15 protein-coding genes are annotated in these 15,686 nt (G+C 58.0%); 11 read left to right on the top strand and 4 right to left on the bottom strand.

The window, feature by feature from the left end; genetic code table 11:
• Positions 1-669: 669 nt before the first annotated feature.
• Positions 670-1,509: a LysR family transcriptional regulator gene (locus TRM7557_RS00635; protein ID WP_058288287.1), complete on the bottom strand. Its 840-nt coding sequence runs from the start codon at positions 1,507-1,509 to the stop codon at positions 670-672.
• A 125-nt stretch (positions 1,510-1,634) separates the two neighbouring features.
• Here TRM7557_RS00635 and TRM7557_RS00630 point away from each other — a divergent pair, with 125 nt between their 5' ends.
• The 11 genes from TRM7557_RS00630 (at position 1,635) to TRM7557_RS00580 (ending at position 12,238) form a co-directional block, all read left to right on the top strand.
• Positions 1,635-2,774 (top strand): ABC transporter ATP-binding protein, encoded by a 1,140-nt coding sequence (locus tag TRM7557_RS00630; protein ID WP_058288286.1) that lies wholly within the window; start codon positions 1,635-1,637, stop codon positions 2,772-2,774.
• Positions 2,771-3,691: a carbohydrate ABC transporter permease gene (locus tag TRM7557_RS00625; protein ID WP_058288285.1), complete on the top strand. Its 921-nt coding sequence runs from the start codon at positions 2,771-2,773 to the stop codon at positions 3,689-3,691. The genes TRM7557_RS00630 and TRM7557_RS00625 overlap by 4 nt, the downstream gene beginning before the upstream one ends.
• Before the next feature lie 83 nt (positions 3,692-3,774).
• The gene (locus TRM7557_RS00620; RefSeq protein ID WP_058288284.1) at positions 3,775-4,698 is read left to right on the top strand and encodes a carbohydrate ABC transporter permease; all 924 of its coding nucleotides are present in this window, start codon (positions 3,775-3,777) and stop codon (positions 4,696-4,698) included.
• A gap of 103 nt (positions 4,699-4,801) precedes the next feature.
• Entirely contained in the window at positions 4,802-6,052 is a 1,251-nt protein-coding gene (locus TRM7557_RS00615; RefSeq protein WP_058288283.1) for an extracellular solute-binding protein, read from the top strand.
• Between the two features lie 69 nt (positions 6,053-6,121).
• Positions 6,122-6,946 carry a metallophosphoesterase gene (locus TRM7557_RS00610; protein ID WP_058288282.1) on the top strand — a complete coding sequence of 275 codons (825 nt, stop codon included), beginning with the start codon at positions 6,122-6,124 and terminating at the stop codon, positions 6,944-6,946.
• Between the two features lie 313 nt (positions 6,947-7,259).
• Positions 7,260-7,553: a DUF2218 domain-containing protein gene (locus TRM7557_RS00605; RefSeq protein ID WP_058288281.1), complete on the top strand. Its 294-nt coding sequence runs from the start codon at positions 7,260-7,262 to the stop codon at positions 7,551-7,553.
• A 20-nt stretch (positions 7,554-7,573) separates the two neighbouring features.
• A complete protein-coding gene (locus TRM7557_RS00600; protein WP_058288280.1) occupies positions 7,574-8,551 on the top strand; it encodes a MotA/TolQ/ExbB proton channel family protein in 978 nt (325 codons plus the stop codon).
• Positions 8,552-8,563: 12 nt separating this feature from the next.
• Complete coding sequence (locus TRM7557_RS00595; protein ID WP_058288279.1) at positions 8,564-8,935, top strand: ExbD/TolR family protein; 372 nt, start codon at positions 8,564-8,566, stop codon at positions 8,933-8,935.
• 5 nt (positions 8,936-8,940) lie between these two features.
• The gene (locus TRM7557_RS00590; RefSeq protein WP_058288278.1) at positions 8,941-9,324 is read left to right on the top strand and encodes an ExbD/TolR family protein; all 384 of its coding nucleotides are present in this window, start codon (positions 8,941-8,943) and stop codon (positions 9,322-9,324) included.
• Positions 9,325-9,341: 17 nt separating this feature from the next.
• Positions 9,342-10,181 (top strand): energy transducer TonB, encoded by an 840-nt coding sequence (locus tag TRM7557_RS00585; protein WP_058288277.1) that lies wholly within the window; start codon positions 9,342-9,344, stop codon positions 10,179-10,181.
• A gap of 188 nt (positions 10,182-10,369) precedes the next feature.
• Positions 10,370-12,238 carry an ABC transporter ATP-binding protein gene (locus tag TRM7557_RS00580; protein ID WP_058288276.1) on the top strand — a complete coding sequence of 623 codons (1,869 nt, stop codon included), beginning with the start codon at positions 10,370-10,372 and terminating at the stop codon, positions 12,236-12,238.
• Between the two features lie 86 nt (positions 12,239-12,324).
• Here TRM7557_RS00580 and TRM7557_RS00575 read toward each other — a convergent pair whose 3' ends face one another.
• Genes TRM7557_RS00575 through TRM7557_RS00565 form a run of 3 tightly spaced genes read right to left on the bottom strand, consistent with a single transcriptional unit; the run spans position 12,325 to position 15,685 of the window.
• Positions 12,325-13,164, bottom strand: coding sequence for a sugar phosphate isomerase/epimerase family protein (locus tag TRM7557_RS00575; RefSeq protein ID WP_058288275.1), 840 nt, complete (start codon positions 13,162-13,164; stop codon positions 12,325-12,327).
• On the bottom strand, positions 13,161-14,438 hold the full coding sequence (locus TRM7557_RS00570) for a DUF6005 family protein (protein ID WP_058288274.1): 1,278 nt from the start codon (positions 14,436-14,438) through the stop codon (positions 13,161-13,163). The genes TRM7557_RS00575 and TRM7557_RS00570 overlap by 4 nt, the downstream gene beginning before the upstream one ends.
• Positions 14,435-15,685, bottom strand: a complete 1,251-nt coding sequence (locus tag TRM7557_RS00565; RefSeq protein ID WP_058288273.1) for an AMP-binding protein — start codon at positions 15,683-15,685, stop codon at positions 14,435-14,437. Before TRM7557_RS00565 ends, TRM7557_RS00570 begins: the two co-directional genes overlap by 4 nt.
• Between the last annotated feature and the right edge of the window lies 1 nt (position 15,686).

Here is a 15,686-nt window from a genome sequence, read left to right as displayed (position 1 = left end):
CTTGATACCCGTCGCGTTACCCAAGTGGAGCCCTGTTTGCGCGGCCCTCGATGCGACGTAGAGGGAGGCGCGGGCAAATGTCTGTGACCTTGCGAAAGCCTAAAGGGCGGCAATTTGATGTGACAAGATGGGGCTTTGCGCCCCGCCGTGTCACACCTGCCACCCGGACCTGCGCAGAAAGTCGCTACAGCGCTGATTCATAGTTGTTTCCCAAGAGAATGACCATATGTCACGTCGCATCAAATGAAGCAGCTTCAAAAAAAGCGGAACAATGGGTGCTGAAACCTTGGGCGGTTTTTGATTTCGGTTTGACATGGCGAAACATGACTTTCCTGCGATTGTTGGAAGGGCATTGGTGCCAATCAGCTCTGTTTTGGAGCGCCCGCCCGTACGGCGTTGGTGCCCTAGGCAATGTGCGCCTCGGCATTCCGCTTGTGACCCGGTTTTCGTATGTGGCACAAACGAGAACGAACCTGCCTTTTACGGCGCGTACATTGTTTTGGCTGCTGTTTTGGCCGGCTGGGCGCTGCTGGTGCTTACGGTTCTGGGTAGTCTGGGCGTGACCTTACCAGACATCGTATGAGGCGAAACTGACAACTGCGCTGCGGGTCTGTGGTCGCCAATATCATGCCGCCTCCGGAACACCGGAAACAAGGTGTCTTGTGCCGTTCAATCCAAGGCTTCCAGAAAGCTTTGGGTCACCCGAAGCCCCAACTTGTGCTTCGGGACGACCAGACAAGTTGAAAATTCCTCTGGCATATCTGCAATTGGGATTTCGCACAGGTCTTTTGCTGCGACCGAGCTGTGCTGCAAGAAGATCCCCACCCCGACGCCTTGCAGCACGGCTTCTTTCATGACCGGGAAGGTGGTCATGGTGACCGATCGTTGCAGTGTGAGATTGGCCTTCTTCAGCGCTTGTTTCACAACCCGCTGCGTCAGGGATCCCTTTTCTGGCAGAACCAATGTGTGTTCGACCAGGTCGGCCAGCCGCGAGGATTGCAGTGTGGCGATGGGATGATCCGCGCGGGCGTAGGCCACATATCGTGAGCGTATGATTTCTTTGATAAACAGATCCGTCTGTTGCGGCGGGTCCGTAATAAACGCGATGTCGACACGGTGCGAATGCAGTTGCTCGACGGCAGAGGACCAGTCGCATAGACCAAAATTCACCGAAATTTTGGGAAACCGCCGGGTAAACCGCGCGATCAAACGCAAAGCAGGTTGCGGGGCGTTCGCGATGATCGAGATATGCCCAAGGTCCAGTTCCGAATGCTGATGAAGCCGTTCTGCGATTTGCTGGTCCAGCGCGGCGAACTCATCGGCGAGGCTGAAAATTTCCTGACCGATCGTTGTCAGGGTTACGCCGTCGCGGCCCCTGATCAGAAGTTTAGAACCCACGAGGGTCTCGACTTTGGAGATATGCTGGCTGATCGCGGACTGTGAAACGCCCAATTGCTGCGCGGCTGCGCTGATGGACCCTTTGCGCACGACCTGAGCAAAGGCGCGCATTTGGTGAGGGTTTGTAAAAGGCGGTTTCATGCGCGGACTCTCACATGCATTAGTGAAACTAATATGTCGTCACAGAACTGAGAACGAGAGCTTGCATTCTTGCGCCACAAACGCAGGAGGCGGCTGTGTCACAGATTTCCCTTTCCGGAATTCACAAATCATTTGGTAGCACGGAAGTCCTCAAGGGCGTGTCGCTGGACATTGAGGCGGGCGAATTTGTAACGCTGGTTGGCCCATCAGGCTGTGGGAAATCCACCCTGCTGCGCATTCTTGCCGGTTTGGACAGCGCCGACACCGGCGACGTCAGGATCCAAGCGCAAAGCGTCACTCAGACCCGCGCGGCGGATCGAAACCTTGCGATGGTGTTCCAAAGCTATGCGCTTTATCCCCATCTGAGCGTTGCGGAAAACATGATGACGCCTCTGAAGATGCGTGAGCTGGGCTGGGCCGGGCGGTTGCCGATTGTGGGGCCGCTGGTCGCACGTAGGGCCTGTCGGGATATTCATGCGCGTGTTGAGGCGGTGGCTGAAACGCTAAAAATCACGCCACTTTTGGCCCGCAAGCCGGGGCAGCTGTCTGGAGGTCAACGCCAGCGGGTTGCGCTGGGACGGGCCATGGTGCGTGACCCCGTCGCCTTTTTGATGGATGAACCCCTGTCCAATCTAGACGCCGCGTTGCGGGTCCATATGCGGGCGGAACTGTCAGAGCTTCATCGACGCCTCAATGCGACCTTTGTTTATGTGACCCATGACCAAGCTGAGGCGCTGACGATGTCGGACCGCATGGCAGTCATGATGCAAGGGGAAATCCTTCAGGTGGGACCACCGGACGAGATTTACCACAACCCGGCCTCTCTGGCTGTGGCACGCTTTATTGGATCGCCGGCAATCAATGTCCTGCCGGGGGAAAAGTTGGCCGACGGACGGGTTGTGCTTCTTGGTCAGCGGCTTTTCAACGTGCAGTCTGGCCAACCGCGGGCTCTGTTTATTGGTCTGCGCCCGGAGCATCTGCATCTTGCGGCAGAGGGGCGCTTTGAAGGCATGATCTCGCACCGGGAAAACCTGGGGTCGGATTTGTTTCTGCACCTGACGCTGAAAGAGATGGACAATCCTGTGGTCATCCGGGCGCACCCGGATCAGGCCCGCAACGTCGCACGTGGACACAACGTGCGGTTTGATCTGGATCCCGCCAAAGTGTTGTTTTTTGAGGCCGATGGCCAGCGTGTGACTTTGGACGGTGCGCGGCAGCTTGAGGTTGCACAATGATCAAAAGCCATGCCCATATCTGGTTTATCGGCCCTGCCTTGGTCTTGATGACTGTGATCCTGTTGATCCCGATCCTCATCGCCATGGGGCTGAGCGTCACAGATTATTCTCTCGGCAACATGGGCGCAGAGTTTGTGGGGTTTGAGAACTACGAGAAGATTTTCACCCGGTCGGCCTATGAGAAAATGTTCGGCGCCACGTTTCGATATGTCTTTGTTGTGGTGCCGTTGACCGTCGGGCTGGGCCTGGGGTCTGCCTTGTTGATCCATTCTCTGGGGCGATTTGGCGACATCTATAAGACGATCTACTTTCTGCCCGTTATGGCCGCGCTGATCGCGATGGCGATTGTCTGGGAGTTCGCCTTTCACCCGACCATCGGTGTGATCAACAGCACATTGGAACGTGGCTGTGGCACTTGGCTGGAGCTGTGGACCTGGTACGCAAAAGGGTGCGAGCGCAGCTTTCCCCTTTGGTTGCAGGATCGCGACTATGCGATCTGGACCGTGTCTTTCATTGGGGTTTGGCAGGGCTTTGGCTTTAATATGGTGTTGTACCTCGCGGGGCTGACGTCCATTCCGCGGTCGCTGTATGACGCTGCGGAAATGGATGGGGCGAAACGCGGGTGGGACCGGTTCCGGCTAGTGACATGGCCGTTGTTGGGGCCAACCACTGTCTTTGTGGTTACCATCAGCTTTATCCGCTCCTTTCAGGTGTTCGACATGGTTGAAGCTTTCTATCCGCAGGGTGGGGGGCCGTCGAAATCGGTCTTCGTGATGATGTTTGCCATCTATGAGAAGGGCATTCAGCAGAACCTCATGGGGATTGGGGCGGCGATCACCGTCGTGTTTCTTGCCTTTGTTATGGTGCTGACGCTGATCCAGCGGTGGCTGGTTGAACGGAGGACGCATTATGCCTGATCCTGCCGTTTGGGCTGGTGGTCCGCGTGGGGGCCAGCCCCCACACCCCCGGGATATTTGCAAAAAGATGAAAGGGGCGGGGGATGACTGAAGCTGTTGCGGATACAAAGGCGCTGGCCTTGCGGTTCAGCACCAAGACCGCGCTGACCCATGCGGTGCTGATCCTGGGCGCGCTGATTGTGCTCTTGCCGTTTTACACCATGCTCAGCCTGTCGCTGAAAGCACCTGCCGAGATCATGCAGCAGACCGGTGGCTTTATCGGCACGCAGGCGCCGTTTCGCGATGACTACTGCATAAAGCTTGGAAAGGAGGTTGCCGATTGCATGGTGAATCCGATTGCCTACAACTATAGCACCGCCTTTGAGAAAGCGCCGCTGCTGCGCTATCTGTTGAATGGCGTCGTGGTGACGGTGTCGATCTTCTTCATTCAGGTGGTGGTTGCGCTGCCCTGCGCCTATGCGCTGGCCAAGCTGCGGTTTTGGGGGCGTGAGTTTGTTTTCACGCTGGTTCTGTTCTGCCTGCTGATCCCTGTCCATGCGATTGCGCTGCCGCTTTATATTATGCTGGCAAAGGTTGGTCTGACCAATACCTATGCCGCGCTGATCATTCCTTGGACCATTTCGGTTTTTGGAATTTTTCTGATGCGCCAGTTCTTTATGACGGTGCCGGATGACTTGATCGATGCCGCGCGCATGGATGGGATGAGCGAATACGCGATTATCTGGCGCGTCATGCTGCCCACTGCGATCCCGGCGCTGATGGCCTTTGGGATCTTTTCCGTGGTGGCCCATTGGAACGATTATTTCTGGCCCCGCATTGTCATCACCGGCAACCGGGATCTGTTCACACCGCCCCTGGGCCTGCGAGAGTTCAAGGGCGACGCCGATGGCGACAACTTTGGACCCATGATGGCCACCGCCTGTATCATCGTCACCCCTCTGATCGTCTGCTTTCTGCTCGCGCAACGCAGGTTCATTGAGGGGATCACGCTGTCTGGAATGAAGTAAGCCGGACCTTGTCGGCCCGGCCTACCGCCAAATCCCAAGAGGGATCACATCAGGGGACATCCAATCGCCAAACTGTCCGTCCCCCCAACAGGAGACTACGATAATGAAACTGACTGCGACCGCAATGGGTCTTGTGCTGGCGGCCACTGCCGCCACCGCTGAAGACAAAATCGTTGTTGAGTTCGGCTACCCCTACAGCCACCTCTTTGACGTTACATATGAGAAGATCCTGCCAAAGTTTTACGAGCAGCATCCCAATATCGAAATCAAAATGCGTGCTACATATGAGTCCTACGAGGACGGCACCAACACCATCCTGCGCGAAGCGGTTGCGGGCACGCTGCCGGACGTCACCATGCAAGGTCTAAACCGTCAGGCCATTCTGGTCGAGAAGGGCATCGCCAAATCGCTAGAGCCGTTCATCGCAAAGGAAGCCGATTTTGCCAAAGACGGATATCACAAGGCAATGCTGGATCTGGGCACCTTTGGCGATGATGTCTATGGCCTGCCGTTCTCCATCTCGCTGCCGGTTGGCTACTACAACATGGAAGTGATGGCGAAGGCTGGCTATGATGAGACCAACCTGCCCACCACCTGGTCTGAGGTTGTGGAGGCCTGTGGCAAGCTGCGTGAAGCGGGCGTGGACAACCCGATGTTCTGGGGCTGGAACATCACCGGCAACTGGTTCCTGCAGGCGCTGATGTGGTCGCAGGACAAGCCAACTGTCGAAGGCAACGATTTCCAGCTGGATACACCCGAAGGGCTGACGGCGCTGAACACAATGAAGGACATCTTCTCGGGCTGTGAAATGCAGAACCTGGAGTGGAAAGCCGCGCTTGCGTCTTTCTCTGCTGGTGATCTGGGTATGATGTACTGGTCCACCTCTGCGGTGGGGGCCGTGGAACGCGCAATGGGGGATTTCACCCTGGTAACCAGTGAATACCCGGGGCTGGATGAAAAGGGTCCGATGGGCCTGCCTGCAGGTGGCAACTCTGCGCTTATGGTCTCTACTTCCGAAGACCCGGCAGAGCTGGAGGCCGCTTGGGCCTGGCTGAAATTCATCACGTCTGGTGAAGGTGCGGCAGATGTGGCGCGCACCACCGGTTATATGCCTCCGAACCAGGCGGCGAATGAAATCATCCTCAAAGATTTCTATGCGGACAACCCCGCCAAGGCGACGGCGGTACGCCAGCTGCCGCTTTTGCGGGAATGGCAGGCCTATCCGGGCGACAATGGTCTGGCCGCGACGCAGGTTATCTATGACGGCCTCGAAGGCATCGTGACCGGAGAATACAGCGACATGACCGAACTTCAGGAAGAGCTGACGGAAGAAGTTCAGGACTTGCTCAAGTAACTGCAATCGCGACGTTTCTAAACCTCTGGCTCCGGGCATCTGTCCGGAGCCCTCGAACAAGGTAGCCTCATGAAATTTCTGCAATTTACCGACATCCACCTGACCAAGGACGGCGAAACCATTGGCGGTCGCGATCCCGTTTTGAACTTTCGCAAAGGGCTTGCGCATGCGATGGAGTTCCACGCCGACGCTGAGGCGCTTTTTATCACCGGAGATCTCTCGGATTGGGGGGATGCCGAAGACTACCAAAAGCTCAAGGATATTCTGCGGGACGTTCCTGTGCCCGTATATCCGCTGATCGGCAATCACGATGAACGCGCCTTGCTGCGCGCGGCCTTTCCGGATCTCGCAGACCCAAATGGCTTTGTTCAATATACCGTTCCGCTGAGCCTTGGCACGGCGATCTGTCTGGACACTTGGGGGCCACAATCCCATGCCGGCCATTTTTGCGAAACACGGGCCGCTTGGCTGCAGGCGCAGCTTTCACGTCTCGAGGGGCCGGTGTGGATTTTCATGCACCACAACCCTGTGGCTCTGCGTATTGCTCCGATGGACAAAATCATGCTTCTGGATGCAGATCGGTTCGCCGCCACGATCCAGCCCTTTAGCGGCCGCATCCGCCATATCTATCACGGCCATTGCCATCTGCCGTTGGCAGGTTCTTTGCATGGGATTCCGCTCTATGCGCCGCGCGGTACAAACCATGCGGGTTGGGCCGATTTTTCTGCGACACGCTTATTGTCCTCGGCCGAGCTTCCCGAAGCCTATGCCGTCACGTTCGCAGACACGGCCTCTACCATGACGCATATGGTTGAATTCGGCTATGCTGGTGACATCAAGGGAGAGGGCTCTCCAGACTACGCTGATTGGGACCGCACAACAATGGTCCGCTGAGGCCCGGATATTTAGCGAAAAAACCGTAACGGCGGCAAAAGCCGGCCACTTCGATGCAAGGGCCGGGGCGGGTCAGATCCGGCCTTTGGGAATGGTTTCGGGTCAACATTGATCAGGCCTGCTTCAGGGCGGTGTCTCTGGACTGCCAGTTCCTTATCTGCGTTTGGGGACAACGGTTGGGGCCTTGGTGCGGTCATGCTGCCCAAGCCCAACGGTCAATTGTTTCGAGCGGAAATTTAACTTGCATTCGATGGGTGAACTAACCTAGGTAGAAAAACATAGTAAAATACTAAGATAAAAGCTGAGGTTTCCAATGCTCCGCGATACCGGCACTTTTCAAACACCAAAAGCCTCTCAGTATCTTCAGCAGCTGTGCAAGCATTTTGGCCATAAGGTTAAAGCAGAATTCACTGAAACCAACGGTACGGTCGCCCTGGGCACAGGCCCGGTCGAGCTCACCGCCGACGCAGATCTGCTGACCATCACCGTTTGTTCTGAAGAGACGGGCGCTCTCGCGGAAGCCCGGATCATTATCGACAAACATTTGGCGTGTTTTGCCCATCGCGAAGCCTTTGAGGCGATGAATTGGGCCTCTTTGGCTGCCTGACCTGTTGAGAGAACCAAACCATGCGACCAGCCTTTCTTGCGACGTCTGTTGCGGTTGTTTTAGCCCTGTCGGCGGCCTCGTTGACCGCTCAGGTGAACCAGCCTGTTGTCGCATCTGAACTGCCCGAAGCCCCAGCGCTTCTTACGCTAGATGCGGTCCCCGACATCGGTGCAGCATTGGTCGCGGAAGGATCAAGCCCGCAACAGGAAGAACCGAGAGATTTGCAGACTGCATCGGACGAGATGCATCTGGCGACCGAGGGTTCGACGGCTTTGGCGGGGCCCTCGTCGCAGGCTGACGTAGGTGTGCAAGAAGCCGCGCCGGCAGAAACACCAGTCGAAATTGCGCAGGCGGCTTACGGCAGGGCGTTGAAGTTTCTCGTCGATGGTGGCCCGTCGATTTGGGCCATTGCGGCGCTTGCATTGGCAACACTTGCGTTGATTTTGTGGAAGGCATGGCGCTTGGCGCTCCTCGGGGCGTGGTCACGGGGCAAAGCGTTCCGGGCTGTTGCTGCCTTTGAGGCCGGGCAAAAAGATCAGGCGCTTGCGCTTGTTTACGGCCGCAGGGGCGTGCGGTCCAAGGTGGTGTCAGCGGCCATCACAGCGCTTTCGGAACGCTCTCAATCCGGTGCACGCGAAGAAACCACCCGCGTGGCAAAAAAGCAGATCGCATCGGCCCGCAGTGGCCTGGGCGCCTTGGAGCTGATTTCAACGATTGCCCCTTTGCTGGGCCTGCTGGGCACAGTTTTGGGTATGATCGCCGCCTTTCAGGCGTTGCAAGCCGCGGGGTCAAAAGCGGATCCCTCTCTGCTCGCTGGGGGGATCTGGGAGGCTTTGTTGACCACGGCTGCCGGGATGGCAGTGGCGATCCCGGCCTCTGCTGCGCTCACATGGTATGAGGCCGTGATTGAGAAAATCCGCCTCGATGTTGAGGATTGTGCAACGCGGCTGTTTCTGGCGTCACCCACCGCGCCGGAATTGCGTGTCGCAGCAGAGTAGGCGCTATCACCAATGGACTTTGCCCCGCCAGCACGCCCCCGCCGCAGGCCCAGCCTGACGCCGATGATCGATGTGGTTTTCCTGCTATTGGTGTTCTTTATGCTTGCCTCGCGGTTTGGCACGGATACTGTTTTGCCCATGCCGCTGGCGGCTGGAGGTGGCACTTACACTGGTCCGCCGCGTTTGGTCGATATTGGTCCGCAGTCGCTCTTGCTGAATGGCCAGCCTGTGACCGATCTGCCGGGCGCTTTGGCTCCTTTGATGGAAAAAGCAGGCGACATGGTGATTTTGCGGGGCACGGATGGGGCAGATTTGCAGCGGATACTTGCTGTAACCGAAGCGCTGCGGGCGGGTGGCATTACCTCTGTGGTCTTGGTGGAGTAAGCGCCATGGACTTCAGCACGCCCACACGCCGAAAACCGGCGGAGTCCATTGTTCCGATGATCAACGTCGTCTTTCTGTTGTTAATCTTCTTTTTGATGACCTCACGGCTTGCCCAGCCAGATCCCTTTGAAATCGTGCCGCCTGAAGCCGCGCTTGAGGCGGCTGGCGCAGGGGAACAGGTCCTGTTTATTTCATCTGATGGACGCCTGTCCTTTGCCGGACAAGAAGGCGATGCAGCACTGGTGGCGATTGCGGGGCTGGGCGATCGTGTTCAGGTTTTGCAGATCCGGGCGGATGCGAAGTTGGAGGCAGCGCGGCTCGCGCGTATTCTGCGTCAATTGGCAGAGGCGGGTCGCAGCGCGGTCGAGCTGGCGGTCTCCCCCAAATGAAACAGCTTGGGCAAGGAATGTTTGAGGTCGTTGTCTTTGGCGGCCTTGCGGCGACTGTTCTGATTGCGGGGTTTGTCAGCCTGCCGCAGTCTGGCAGCCAAACTGGGGGATCAGGCGGGACGCATGACGTCACCCTTGCTGCTGCGGCAGCTTCGGTTGCGGATATGGTGGAGCAGTGGGAACGTCCACCGCCGATCCCGCAGCAAAAACCTTCGCTTCCGCCGGTGCAGACTGCGGCAACGCAGGCACCAGAGATTCCGCAGATCAAATTATCTGAGGCGCCGCGCGCATTGGCGCAGCTGTCGATGCCGTTGCCGGCGACCGCAACGGAGCGTGCGGTGCAGGTGGACACCGCGCCGCCCCCGCCTCCCGAGCCGGTTCAGGCACCAGAACCGAAACCAGAGCACAAACCAGCGCCGAAACCCAAGAAGAAAGCGCCGCCAGGAGATGCGGTCACGTCCAAGCAGGACAGCGCCGGGCGGGCTGCGCAGCGTGCGGCTGGAACCGCTGGGGGCACTGAGGCCGGAACGGGTACGGCGCAGGCGTCGGCCAAGTCGGCAGGCAAACAGGCAGAGCTGAACGCGATTTGGGAGGCGCGGGTGTCAGCCAGGCTGCGCAAGGGTATTCGCTATCCGCGTGGCAATCATGGCGATGGTGGCGTGCAGGTGAGTTTCACACTTGATAGCAAGGGGAATGTCCTGAGCTACCGTATTGCCCGTTCTTCTGGGGTCGCTGCATTGGACCAAGCCGCGCAGCGTCTGTTGAAGTCCATTCGCCGTTTCCCCAAAGCGCCAAAAGGGCTTCAGGTCACCCAGCGTCAGTTTGACACCACGCTCACGTATCGAGCGCCAAAATGATCGGCTAAAGTGGGCCGAACGTGTACCAGAACACCGTGACAATTCCCGGCCCTCGCGGTAGTAAGGCCCGGAGCTTCGATGCAGGCAGACACTTGGCAGCCCAAGCGACGCGCCCTCCGCGTCTCATGCCGCCACGTTCCCCACCCACATCTCATTGCAAACCATTCCCAGCTTTGAGAGGGACATAGGTGTTTCGATTTTTCGAACGACTTGTCGATCCGTTTGATCCGACAGAAAATTCTCCGCCTGCAGCAACCGTGTGGGCTTATCTAACTCAACAGCTCTATCCTTACCGGCGGCTGTTGCCGCTTATGGTTCTGACCGGCGTTCTGACCGCGCTTATGGAAAGCGGTCTGATCTTCTATTCTGGTCGTGTTCTGGATTTGATGAACGCGGCCGGAGCTGCCGCGTTTTGGTCAACCTATAAGGTTGAAATGCTGCTGGCGCTGTTCTGTATCTTGCTTGTGCGGCCCTGTCTGGTCGGGCTGAACCACTTGCTGCTGGAGCAATCGCTGTCCTCGAACCTGCAAGAACAGGTGCGCTGGCAGGGCCATCGTCATCTGCTGCGCCAGTCGGTTGGTTTTTTCCAGACCGATTTTGCAGGACGGTTAAGCAATCGGGTCATGCAAATGGGGCCTGCGGTCCAGGACAGCGTGCACATGATGTTCGAGGCCCTGCTGTTTGCCATCACCTATATGGTGGGCGCTGTGGTGGTTTTGATGCAGATCGACTGGCGACTGGCGGTGCCCTTGCTGCTTTGGGTCGGGCTGTATGTGGCCTATGTGCGCTATATCGCGCTGCACGTGGCGCGCACCGCAGAACGCTGGTCTGCTGCGCGTTCTGATGCGTCCGGGCGGATTGTCGATGCATATGGCAATATTGAAACCGTAAAGTTGTTCGCACAGGGGGACCAGGAGGACCGCCATGCGCTTGCGTCGTTGCAAAAGCTGCGACTGGGCTATCGCCGGTTCCTGCGGATGATGACGCAGCTGGCGTTTGGCAGCATTGCGCTGAATGGGGTACTGATCCTGATCGTGGTTGTTCCTGCCATTTGGCTTTGGACCCGCGGGCTGGTCTCCGTGGGCGAGGTCGCTGCGGCAGCCGCGCTTACCATTCGTCTGAATGGAATGGCGGGTTGGATCCTTTGGGTGGTGATCCGGTTGTTCGAAAACCTTGGGGTCATCCGCGAAGGATTGCAGTCCATTGCTCCGCCGCATCGTGTCACTGATGCGCCGGACGCGCAGGAGCTGAACTTGAAAGAGGCCGAGATTTCGTTCCAAGGCGTAACGCATCGGTTTGGCAATGACGGCGGCGGGCTGGACGGCATCGACCTGACCCTGCGTGCAGGTGAACGGGTTGGAATTGTTGGCCCGTCCGGTGCTGGGAAATCGACCTTGGTCAAACTGTTGCTGCGCTATCATGACCCGCAAGAGGGCAAAATCCTGATTGATGGGCAGGACATTGCAACCGTCACGCAGGACAGTTTGAGAGCTCAGATCGGTGTTGTAACGCAGGACACGTCACTGCTGCATCGGTCTTTGAGGGCCAATATTCTTTATGGGCGAAGCACCGCGAGCGAGGCCGAGGTGATCCAAGCCGCGCAGCGCGCCCGTGCGGATACGTTCATAGCCTCCCTCAAAGACCATTGCGGCCGTACCGGCTATGATGTGCATGTTGGGGAACGTGGTGTGACCCTGTCTGGCGGGCAGCGCCAGCGGATCGCAATCGCGCGGGTGGTGCTGAAAGATGCCCCAATCCTTGTTCTGGACGAGGCAACCTCTGCACTGGATAGCGCTGTCGAAGCAGAGATCCAGAAGACACTGATGGAGGTGATGGGCGGAAAGACGGTGATCGCAATTGCCCACCGCCTGTCCACCATTGCGCAGATGGACCGCATTCTGGTTCTCGACAAAGGTCGTATTGTCGCCGATGGCACGCATCGTCAGCTGCTGGAGGAAGGCGGACTTTATGCCGATCTTTGGGCCAAACAGGCGGTAGGTGCTGGACACACAGAAGACGTCTCCCGGAGCGCTGATAGGACCGCCGCGCCCGCATAGGCACCGGAAAAACGACAATGCAAAAAAGCGCCGCCCCCGGAAATTCGGGGGCGGCGTTTTGCTTTCACAGCGCTGTCTATCGCGTTTTATCCCGCGTTTACAGAGGCGTCGTGGGGGAGATCGGTCAAGGATCGGATCTGGTTCAGGTCCGTTTTGAGCGCGGCAAACACATTGCCGCCGAACCACTCCAGTGAGGCTTCGCATTGGGGTGTTTTTGCCATCAATGTCAGCAGCGGTCGATAGTCATAGGCCCCGTCAAAAAGGGACACGAGCCCGTCGCGGTCTCCGGCTGCGCTGTAGATATTGGCGGGGGCAAAGACGCCCAGACGGTCGCGCGATGTGATGTTTTTCAGATGGTAGTGGGCGATATAGGGCGACAGCACCTTATGGGCTACAACCGGGTCATCCCCTGCCTCCCAGAGGTGAATAGCGTCGAAATTGACAGCAAGTCCGGGATGGTTGGTCTCGGAAATCAGGTCACAGGTCGCGGCAAGGCTGTCAGCCAATGTGCCTGGGTGGGTTTCGATCAAAAGCTTCAGGCCATTATCCTGGGCAATCGCGCAGGCTTCGCGCAAGGCGCGCGCCGTCTTGCGGCGCTGGTCAGGGCAGGCGTCGGCGGTGGCTGTCATCCCGGCGAAGGTGCGCATTTTCGTCGCGCCCCAGATCTGCGCCTGACGGCACAGGTCCAGCGTGCTTTGCCGCAGCAAGGCCAGATCATGAAGGGGCAGATAATCACTGACCATTGGAATCGACAGCCCCTGCGCGGCCATCCACTGGGCATTGTACAGCGCCAAAGGCGACTGATTTCGGGCATGCGCTCCCCAGAGTTCAATCCCCTGAAACCCGCTGTCACGCGCCCAAAACGCGATGTCTTTGAGGTCAATCAGCTGATGGCGAAAGGAGATGGTACAGAGCGACAGTCTCATGCCAGTTCCCCCTGAGTTTCGGTTTTCGGTGCCAGCTTCAGCGCGCACCATTGGTCAAACTGCGCCGTGAGGGCCGCTTTGATGTCGTATTCCAACCGGTCCAGTCGATCCAACGCCTGCAGCACCTCTGGGATCAAAGTTTGGTCCTGCGTATGTGCGGCGCGGGCCGCTTGATAGTGGAATTGGCGATATCCTTCGCAGAGCGCTTCAATTCGGTCACATTCCGCATCGAAATCAGCAAATGGCGTGTCCAGCTCTTCCCAGAAAAACGCAAAGGCGTGCTCGAAGGCGTATTTGCGCAGGGACAAAACCGGCAGCTCGCGCAGCGCGTCCTGCATGGCTGGCAGGCGTTCGGGACTGGCGTGATGGGTCACAATGTCACGAACGGCCGAGGTCAGGGGGTTATGGTCGGCAAGCAGGGTTTTGTTGAAATACTCTGCCACATCCGCGGGTTTTGGGGGCGCGACCTGATCCCAGCGCAAGACATAGCCGCCTGCGACGGTTGGCTGTGCCATGGCATTCAAAATCGCAGCACGCGGCAAGTCGCCCCGCCAGCGATAATCGGCATCATTCATGTGCCAACTGTCAGGATCTGCGGTGCCTTCGATCAGGACAAAATGAGGAAAAGGATTCTGGTTGAACTTATTTTCGCGTTCCGGGAGGTGGTACATATCCACCAGCACCATCAGATCTTCAGAAGGGTGCTTTTGCGCAAGGCAGGTCTCAAAATGGATGAGGTTGGCGGACTTGTTCTGGCTGTGATCGTACCAGGAGCGGATCTGCAACCCATAGAGCTTGGTCGCCCATTGGAAAAAATGGGCGTGGCTCATCTCTGGGCTGTGGTAGGACAGTCGCATGTCTGGGGTCAGCGCAAAGTCACTGTCCCAGGTGCCAAAGTAGAAGGGCCGGAAATCGACGCCTTCTTGACGGCGTATGGCTGCGCAGATGCAGCTGACGACGCAATGAACCGTAATTTCCGCACCTTCGGGCGAGGGGCTGGCCGTTGTTACCCCAATCGGTTTCTCCGCCTCGGAACCAAGGATCGAGTGGATCAGGTCAGCGACGGTTTTGAACGCATCCTTGCTGAACTCACGCTCGGGCACATCGATCCCGTGATCCGTTTCCAGATGCAATAGCAGGTTGATGATCAACACGGAATCCAGATGCAGCTGGTCATTGAGAAGGGCATGGGCGCTGAAATGCTGCATATGTGTATTCTGAAGCGGACCGCGCAGGGTGCTTTCGATCGCGGTCAGGATGCTGTCAAAGGTCATGCTGGCACCTCCTGCGTTTGCGAGGCCCCGGCCGGGGCAAATTGCGCGGCAATGGCGCGGCGGCTGAGTTTTCCGTTCGCTTCGCGTGGCAGGTTGGAGACCTGTTTGATCAGCGTTGGCTGCTGATAGGGGGCCAGTCGTGCGTTGCAAATCTGGCGGACGTCGTCTTCAGTGACCGTGTGACCGCAATACAGCAGACCCACACGGGCGCCGGCCATGCCGTCTTCGACCCGAAAGGCAACTGCGTCGGAAATCCCGTCGGACGTCATAACCGCGGCTTCAACGTCCTGCGGGTAAACGTTCAGCCCGGCCACATTGATCATATCATCTGCGCGCGACACAAAGGTCAGCAGCCCGGTCTCGTCCAAAACGCCGAGGTCCCCGGTTGCAATCAACCGGCCTTGTTTTTCGACTTGAACGGCAGCCGGGGACGACGCGGTGCCGGCCATAAGCCGCAGATGCGGCAAGGCGCGGCCAACGGCGGCCGGGTTTTGCAGATCCTGATTGATGGCAATGCAACCAACTTCGGAGCAGCCATATTGCTGGAAGAAATGGGTCGTGCGCGCGCGGATCACGGCGAACCAGGCGTCCGGCAGCACTGTGCCGGATGTCACCACGGCATTCAGCTTCTGATCTTTGGGCAAAAGCCTAGCCAGCGTGTGCAGCATGGCGGGCGAGGTATAAAGAACGGGGTTCTCAATTTCGCGCATGCGCCGCAAGATATACTTGGGGTTTACCGCATCGATCAGCACCGGCACATGACCCCGGTGCAGGGCCACCATGGCTCCGGCAATCAGCCCGTAGCTGTGGTTGATCGGGCTGGCGATGACCGGGGTCATTTCAGCGCTGCGCACAAAGAAAGCGGCGTAGGCCGCGATTTCTTCGTCGATGTTTTGCCAACTGCGGGCAATCACCTTTGGGGCGCCGGTGGTGCCCGAAGACATCTGCACCAGAACACCGGGCTCTACCGCCGCGTGGCAGGGGATTTCGTGTTCTTTCAAACCCTCTGCTATGAACCGGTCGCAGCCAGCGGTCTTGGCCATCGTCAGAGCTTTGTCTGCGGGAATGTCAGCCCGGATTGGGAAAACCCCCGCGCCTTTGGAACGCAGAAACAGGATTGTGGACAGTAGGGTTCCGGTGTCGCTGAGGTGCAGCGCATAACGATGGCTGGCGCAGCCGCTTAAGGTGCGCTCCAGGCGCGGAAACAGGGCGTTCGGGTCAACTGGGGTGTCGTTTAAGACAAACACG

Origin of the sequence: Tritonibacter multivorans (assembly GCF_001458415.1) — a bacterium.
Taxonomy (GTDB): domain Bacteria; phylum Pseudomonadota; class Alphaproteobacteria; order Rhodobacterales; family Rhodobacteraceae; genus Epibacterium; species Epibacterium multivorans.
Note: the sequence above shows the minus strand (reverse complement) of the source record. Positions and strands in the feature narration are given on the sequence as shown.